The following is an 8,165-nucleotide window of genomic DNA, read 5'->3' as shown; positions in this document are numbered from 1 at the left end:
TTGCTAAATTATATTTCTGTCCCACTCCCCAAGATTTCAACTTATATTTAATTATTACAATTTAACATTCACTAAAAGAAAATCACTTTTCTCTTAAATACAGAATTAATATAATAAATCCTGCAACAATATAGTAAAATAACAAAAAATATATCGCGTGTATGGGATTGTTGTCTACAATCATTCCTTTATCCCAAATTACTTTAGATATTGTGTACAGACACACAAAAGCCAATGGAAATGCGAATAAAATATATTTTTTCAAAGAATCACTTCCTGTTTCATTTTACTATTGGTATATCTACTACATTCATCATACGTCCATGTCAATTGGCTTCGGTACTTAAGTCAACGCAGTGTTAATCATAATTATTAAATTTTATTTTTCCTTATTTTTCGGGCAAAAATGATACTTAATAGAATTCCAATTACGCTTAAGATAATTAATAAATAAAAATGTGGCGGTGTGTAAGTCAATCTTATTGTTGATTGACCAGCTTTAGCTGGAATAGCAGTCATGATACCGTTCGCTTGTTTTACCGTTATAGATTGATTTCCTGCTTTCGCTTTCATACCTTTTGCGTAAGCAATCGGAAGAACGATATATCCACTATCATTTTTATTTTTAGTCATCGTATAGCCATTTCTTTCTTTTTTCACCTTAACACGTTTTAAATCATGTGAGGCCTTTCTAAGCGTTTGATAATTTTCACCATAAATACCTTTAACTTTAAATCTGTAAATGCCTTTAGACATATGAATGTTAAGTTTGTCTGAAGCTTTAACACGCATTGTTACAGGTGTGACGAAGCGTCGATATTTATATGAAAGTGCATTTCTATTTTGTGTATATTCATTTACACCGATACTATGTTCTTTATCAGGAGTGAGTAGTTCAACATCCATTTCGATATACATGTCTTTATATTTTTTAGTTAAGGATTGAGGTAATGTAAGTTGAACGCCGCCAGTATTTTTATTTACGTTTAGTTGATTTTTCTTCTCCCATTTTGAATCTTTGAGTTGTAGTTGAGCATCATTTAATAGATTTTTGTTAGGACTAAACGTCGTATTTGCGCGTTTATTATTATTGAACACCACACCTTCAAGCATGGCTTGTTCTCTGTCTAATGGTGATTTTAAATCTTTAGTATTATAAATTTTGTTGGTTATGTGAGCGCTCGGATAATGAATTGTATTCTTTGAATGAATCCATTGATCTTTCCCGTCTTTGATAAGCACTTTCTTTTTAAAGCCAAAAGGCATATTTAAATCATTAGGATGTCTAAGTCTATCTTGTACGTCCCATAATGCCATTAAATTAGCTCGATTACCTATATAACGATACGTACTGTTTTTATCAGCAGGCATATTGATTTGCATCGTGTTATCGTAATAATTTAAAATACTTCCGTCAAAAATGCTTGAATATAAAGATGTTCCGTTGTAGTGATAAATAAACGGGGAATTCAAAGCATAATATGAAAAGTAATCTAATCTTTTTAAAGGGTCATGACTACTTTTTGTCATTTGATTAATTTTACGATTCAATACTTTACTTCTATATGATGAATCATTAATTGTTTTAAAATCTGATTGATAAGGTTCAATAGTTATTTTTTTAGCATCATGTACCATGGTAATTTGCTGTGCTAAAAATAATAGCACTAATATTATTGAAATAGATTTTCTCCTTAATAAAGATTTTCGTTTAATTAATAATCCAAGAAGTATCATTATAATTAGTGCGATATACATCCAGTTGACTGAACGCTCAGTAATAATTATGTAAATGCAACTATAAATAAACAATGGTAGGGCTATGATTAAATATTTTTTAATAGATAATTCACTTAAATGTTGTATGAAAAGTGCAATTAAAGCGCCAGATGATAATGCTAAAAAGTAAACCCATCGTCTTTGCGGTAATGAAAAGCCATTAAAAGCACTATCAAACCATTGTGATAAAGAGCCGATTAAAAGGATCCAAGTCGCTATTGCAAAGAGTTTATAGTAATAGTGTTGATATAACTTAAATGCGAATAAAGCTATTATAGTAATAATTGAAATGGTGATGTAGAAACCATCAGTAAATATATTGTAATTTTTTTCAAATAAATTGGTTAAAAAAGTAATACCAAATTTAGGATTCTGAGATCTATCATTATTTAAAAATGAAGAAACGCCAGTATATAAACCAAAAATACTTGTTAACACACTCAATACAGTAGCTACAACTAATATGTAAAATTTCTGCCAACGATTAACAATATCTTTTGGATGTACTGCAATAAGTCGATAAATGAAATAAAAACCTAATACGACCGCTTCGTAATAACTAAAATAGAAGTTGGTAAATAGAGTATATGCAATCGCAAAAATAAACCATCCTATTTTGCGTTCTTTAAAGAAACGTTCCATAGCCCAAATTGACATAGGTAACATAATCAGTAAGTTGCCGTAAAATGACCATGTAAAATTATAATAAGTCATAACAGTGGACATACCATACAAAATTGTAGCAATACACATTGATGTGGGTTTGAATTTTAAATAATTAAATAAATAAAAACTAAAAATAAGTGCTACAACTGTGCGTATGTATGCCATAACGAGTTGGTTAGTAGGCCAGAAACTAATGTCATGAGGATTAAGGTGTAATGAATGTTCTAGCACCCAAATACATCCGAAATTAATCCACATGAGTGGTGACATGGAATAATAATATGCCAGTGATTTAACATAATCTCCACCTAAACCAAAAGATGCATCATAAAAGCCTTTAAGAGAAGTGAAATGTTCATAAAGATACATTTGAAAGGGCATCATTTGTCTAAAGCCATCACCATTACCACTAAATATGACGCCCTTAGTTATATATTCATAAATAAATGGTAGGTACAGTATAAGAGAAAGTATACAACTGAGTATTAATATTGAACAAAATCGTTTTATTGGTGTTTCCCATAATTTTTTAATCACGGCGAATCCTCATCTTTCTTTTTGGTGAATTCGATTTTCTTACATATATCATACTAAAAATGATACTTATAAATGAAATGAATATCATTATTTTCAAAAACGATGGCTCGTATTTAATGATAATTGTTTTATCATTTTTATTTACTGGAACACCAGTCATCATATAATTTACTTTTTTGACATCTACTTTATATCGATATATGCACGCATACCATCTCGGTAAGGAATATTAATCGTAGCTAGCCCTTTAGGATGATTGCCGAGTTGGACTTTGATGCCATTTTTAATGTCCTTATAATTCATATCGAAATTTGCTTTATGATGGGCATGTTTAAGTGCTTCATAATTTTCACCAGTTAGATTTAACAGTTTAAAGTTAAATGACCCTTTAGGAGATAATTGAATATTAATATCGCCGTTTTTGTCAGGTTGCGTTCTATAAAGTTGAGTATCCACACCAATTCGATAAACGGAATCATTATAAAGACGATTATTCAAGTATTGATTAACATTTACTGTGTAATTACTATCTGGATTGCCTCTTTTAATATATGCAGTTAAATAGAAATCTTTATAGTGTTTACGAAGCTTTTTAGGCAAATGAATATTGATTGAACCCATCTCACGATTTACTTTAATGGTGCTGCGATTCACTTTAGTTATATTTTTAGTTGTTATATGTGCATCATTTAGTAAATTTGGCGTGTGAGATTTAAAGTTTTCACCTTTTGAATCAATGACTGCACCTTTAAGCATCGCATGTTCACGATCAAGAGGCGTTTTAAGATTTTTACTATTATAAAGACGATTTGTCACTTTTACACTTGGTAAATTGAGTTGATTTTCATAAATATTGTACTGTCTACTCGTTTTAATCTTTTTGAAATAACTAGGCACGTTATTTTGGTAATTTTTTAACATAAGATATTTTATAGAGAATAAACTATCAATATTTTGTCTACCATTTGTTGATTGATAGCGACTTAACGATTCTTCAGCCAAGTTAATTTTTAGACTATCGTAGTAATAATCTAAAATATTATGGTGAAATATACTTGAGTAAAGGCTCAATCCTTTGAAATTTTGATACATAGGTGTATTATCTTGTTCGTTTACGCGCCAATCTATACGTTCATCTTCTTTTTTATTATCTTTCATTTCTTTTACTAAAGCCCTCTGTAATTCAGAACTATATAGACTAGAATTTGCATAAAATGTATTAGCGCGATTTTGATGGTCTTCAAAGTAAATTTGATTTTTAATGAAAACAAAGCTCACCATCATACTTAACGCGATAATAGAAAGCATATAAATGTATGTAAGTTGAATGCGTACCTTTCTTTCCTTTAAAAGTAAAATTAACAATCCAATCATTGAAACAATAGGAACAAGAATTAACCATGGTAAATATTTATGATAGCAGTAGGCGCTCACATATATGACAAACTGAGATATCAAACTTGTTAGAATATATGATTTAATACTGACAGTTCGAAAGTATTTAATAAATAATCCAACTAAGATGGACGATGTAAAAGCTAAAATAAAATGCCATCTTTTTTGTGGTGCTGAAAAACCATTAAACACTTGGTCAATAAAAGGTATAAATGTAAAAATGATAAGGATGACTGTTATAATTGCAAACAAACGATAATAGAAATGTCTATATAATCTAAATGTTAAAATCCCTTGAATTGTTATGAAAAGTATAACGATAAGATAATTATCGAAAAATATATTTGTGTTTATATTTAATTTTTCAAATAAAGGAACATGACCTGAAAAAGAGACGCGTCTATTATTCATAAAACTTTGAACGCCATGAAAGAATATAAACAAACTATTGCCTAAAGCGAGCAGTGCAGATATTAGTAACACCCGAAAAGTTTGTGTGCGCGTTGAAATATCATTAGGATGTCGAAAGATAATTCGAATAAACGAATAAACTGTGCCAATAATAAAAAAGTAATAAGCGAAATAGAAATTATTAACGAGAATGAGTGTAATTGTGACTATTAATAATCCTTGTTTACGTTGTTGTAATACACGTTCTATAGCGTATAAAAATAATGGCAGCCAAATAAATACATCACTAAAGAATGGCCAGTAGGCTGAGAATCTAAAGTAAAGCGGTGAAACGACAAATATAAACGCAATAAAGATACTTAAAACTTTATGTTTAGTGATATGTTTCCCATAAAGATAAGTACAATACATAGCGATTGCGCCTTTAATTACAGATATTATTAGTGCATTGTTCATCCAAAACATGATTTGGTGTGTATCAAGGGATATAAATAATTTTAAGAAGAGAATGACTAAAACATTAATAATAAATAAAATATTTGTTGAAAAATAATAGCTTAAGTCCGTAAAAAAGTCTCCACCTAAGCCAAAATTAGTAGAATAAAATATATTACCATGACTCCATTGATTAAACAGATACATTTGTATTGGTACCATTTGTTCCATGCCATCATTGGGTCCAGTAGATAATATTCCGTCATGATAAAAACGGAAAATAATGTAACTATGTCCAATAATAGATAAAATTATAAATAATATACTATAGCTTAAAATTCTCTTCATTATTTTCTCCTAAATACGATGTTTCCAATACACATTTATTCTTAATCTTCAATTAAATTGTAGGTTATTGTTTGAGTGAATGAAAGTGATTGTATCTTAGACTCTTCATTTTTAACATAACCTTAAATTTTGGTTGATTGATATTGCAATTTATTTTAAAAAGTGGGAAGAACGCATGTTACACTAAAAGTGGTTCGAGAGTTGAAATTAAAGTATAATTATTAAGTTAAAATGAATTACATATTTGAAGAAGAATTAGAAAGTAAGGTGACAAACATGGCAATTCAATGGTACCCAGGACATATGGCGAAAGCTAAAAGAGAGGTAAGTGAACAATTAAAAAAAGTGGATGTTGTATTTGAATTAGTAGATGCACGTATACCATATAGTTCACGAAATCCTATGATTGATGAAGTCATAAAACAAAAACCGAGAGTGGTAATTTTAAATAAAAAAGATATGACTAACTTGAAAGAATTAGAGAAATGGGAAAGTTATTTTAAAGATCAAGAGTTTTATCCTGTTGCTGTAGACGCTAAACACGGTAAAAATTTAAAAAATGTAGAAGCAGAAGCGATTAAAGCTACGAAAGAAAAATTTGATCGTGAAAAAGAAAAAGGACTTAAACCCCGTGCAATTCGTGCAATGATAGTAGGGATTCCAAACGTTGGTAAATCAACACTTATTAATAAATTGGCAAATCGTAGTATTGCACAAACAGGTAATAAGCCTGGTGTTACAAAGCAACAACAATGGATTAAAGTTGGTAAATCTCTCCAACTCTTAGACACTCCAGGTATATTATGGCCTAAATTTGAAGATGAAGAAGTTGGGAAGAAACTAAGTTTAACGGGTGCAATTAAAGATAGTATTGTTCATTTGGATGAAGTTGCGATTTACGGTCTAAATTTTATGATCGAGCATGATTTAGAGGGGTTAAAGCAACATTATAATATTGACGTTGATAAAGAAGCGGAAATATTAGAATGGTTCGATGCAATTGGACGTCGAAGAGGCCTTCTTCAAAAAGGGAATGAAGTAGACTATGAATCAGTCATAGAATTAATTATTAACGATACGAGAAATGCTAAAATAGGAACTTATTGTTTCGATATTTTAAAAGAAATGAAGCGTGACGTTGACAATGACTCAAACAATTAAAGAAATAAAGGAACAGCTTGCTTTAGTTTATACTTTAGAAGAATTAGAAGCACATTCAGCACATCAAGATTCCCGAAAAGGTGTACAAAAAGCTTTAGATTCTCGCAAGAAGCAATTGATTAAACAACAAACTCTTGAAGAAAATTACAAAAAAATGACTCAATATGAAAATAATATTTTAAATCATGATAGCAATGCGCTAATTTGTGGTATTGATGAAGTGGGGCGAGGACCTTTAGCTGGTCCCGTTGTTGCCTGCGCTGTAATTCTTAATAAAGACCATCATTATTTAGGTTTAAATGATTCGAAAAAGGTGCCAGCAAAACAACGTGCAGCTTTGAACAATGACTTGAAAGCTGGCGTTTTAAGCTATGCATATGGGGTTGCAAGTTCAGAAGAGATTGACGAACTAAATATTTATCGAGCAACTCAAGTAGCAATGCAACGTGCAATCGCTCAATTAGATGAACAACCTACGCATTTGCTTATTGATGCAATGAAACTTGATAATGACATACCGCAAATGTCAATAATTAAAGGTGATGCTAAAAGTGTTTCAATTGCTGCAGCAAGCATTATGGCTAAAGAATATCGAGATGATTACATGAAAGATGATTACATGAAAGCATTGGCTAACCATTTTCCAGATTATGGATTTGAGAAGAATGTAGGTTATGGTACAAAACAACATTTAGAAGCAATTGACACGTATGGTGTAATAAATGAACATCGTAAATCCTTTGAACCTATCAAATCTTTGTTTAAATAATTTGAATTTTGATTTAATTGCAAAAAATATGGTCTTTCAGTTTACAATAGCGCTTTCATTTTTTATAATTAAAAAGGAACTTAACCTAAGAAACAGGAGGATGGAAGATGAATATCCACGAGTATCAAGGTAAAGAAATATTTCGTTCTATGGGCGTAGCAGTTCCAGAAGGACGAGTAGCATTCACTGCTGAAGAAGCGGTGGAAAAAGCGAAAGAATTAGATTCAGATGTATATGTGGTTAAAGCACAAATACACGCTGGGGGTAGAGGTAAAGCAGGCGGTGTAAAAATTGCTAAATCACTATCTGAAGTTGAAACTTACGCTAACGAATTATTAGGGAAACAATTAGTTACTCACCAAACAGGACCTGAAGGTAAAGAAGTTAAACGCTTATATATCGAACAAGGTTGCGATATTCAAAAAGAATATTACGTTGGTTTTGTAATTGATCGTGCAACAGACAAAGTTACATTAATGGCATCTGAAGAAGGTGGAACTGAAATCGAAGAGGTTGCAGCTAACACACCTGAAAAAATCTTCAAAGAAACAATCGACCCAGTTGTAGGTTTATCACCTTATCAAGCACGTCGTATTGCTTTCAACATTAATATTCCTAAAGAATCTATTGGTAAAGCAACTAAATTCTTACTAGCACTATACAA

4 protein-coding genes and 1 pseudogene are annotated in these 8,165 nt (G+C 30.6%); 3 read left to right on the top strand and 2 right to left on the bottom strand.

The features are described from left to right. Positions 1-372: 372 nt before the first annotated feature. Together HMPREF3264_RS07385 and HMPREF3264_RS07380 are read right to left on the bottom strand one after the other, a co-directional pair. On the bottom strand, positions 373-2,982 hold the full coding sequence (locus HMPREF3264_RS07385) for a YfhO family protein (RefSeq protein WP_070872744.1): 2,610 nt from the start codon (positions 2,980-2,982) through the stop codon (positions 373-375). Then, a pseudogene (locus HMPREF3264_RS07380) lies at positions 2,975-5,571 on the bottom strand (YfhO family protein). Before HMPREF3264_RS07380 ends, HMPREF3264_RS07385 begins: the two are co-directional and overlap by 8 nt. A 276-nt stretch (positions 5,572-5,847) precedes the next feature. On the opposite strand from HMPREF3264_RS07380, the gene ylqF reads away from it, so the two are divergent. The 3 genes from ylqF to HMPREF3264_RS07365 form a co-directional block, all read left to right on the top strand. Further along, entirely contained in the window at positions 5,848-6,732 is an 885-nt protein-coding gene (gene ylqF / locus HMPREF3264_RS07375; RefSeq protein ID WP_070872742.1) for a ribosome biogenesis GTPase YlqF, read from the top strand. Next, positions 6,716-7,501: a ribonuclease HII gene (locus HMPREF3264_RS07370; protein ID WP_070872740.1), complete on the top strand. Its 786-nt coding sequence runs from the start codon at positions 6,716-6,718 to the stop codon at positions 7,499-7,501. The genes ylqF and HMPREF3264_RS07370 overlap by 17 nt, the downstream gene beginning before the upstream one ends. A 107-nt stretch (positions 7,502-7,608) precedes the next feature. Further along, positions 7,609-8,165: ATP-grasp domain-containing protein (locus HMPREF3264_RS07365; protein ID WP_176746828.1), on the top strand; the 557-nt coding region annotated here is incomplete at its 3' end.

It is taken from the genome of Staphylococcus sp. HMSC62A08, assembly GCF_001839105.1.
GTDB classification, from domain to species: domain Bacteria; phylum Bacillota; class Bacilli; order Staphylococcales; family Staphylococcaceae; genus Staphylococcus; species Staphylococcus caprae.
Note: the sequence above shows the minus strand (reverse complement) of the source record. Positions and strands in the feature narration are given on the sequence as shown.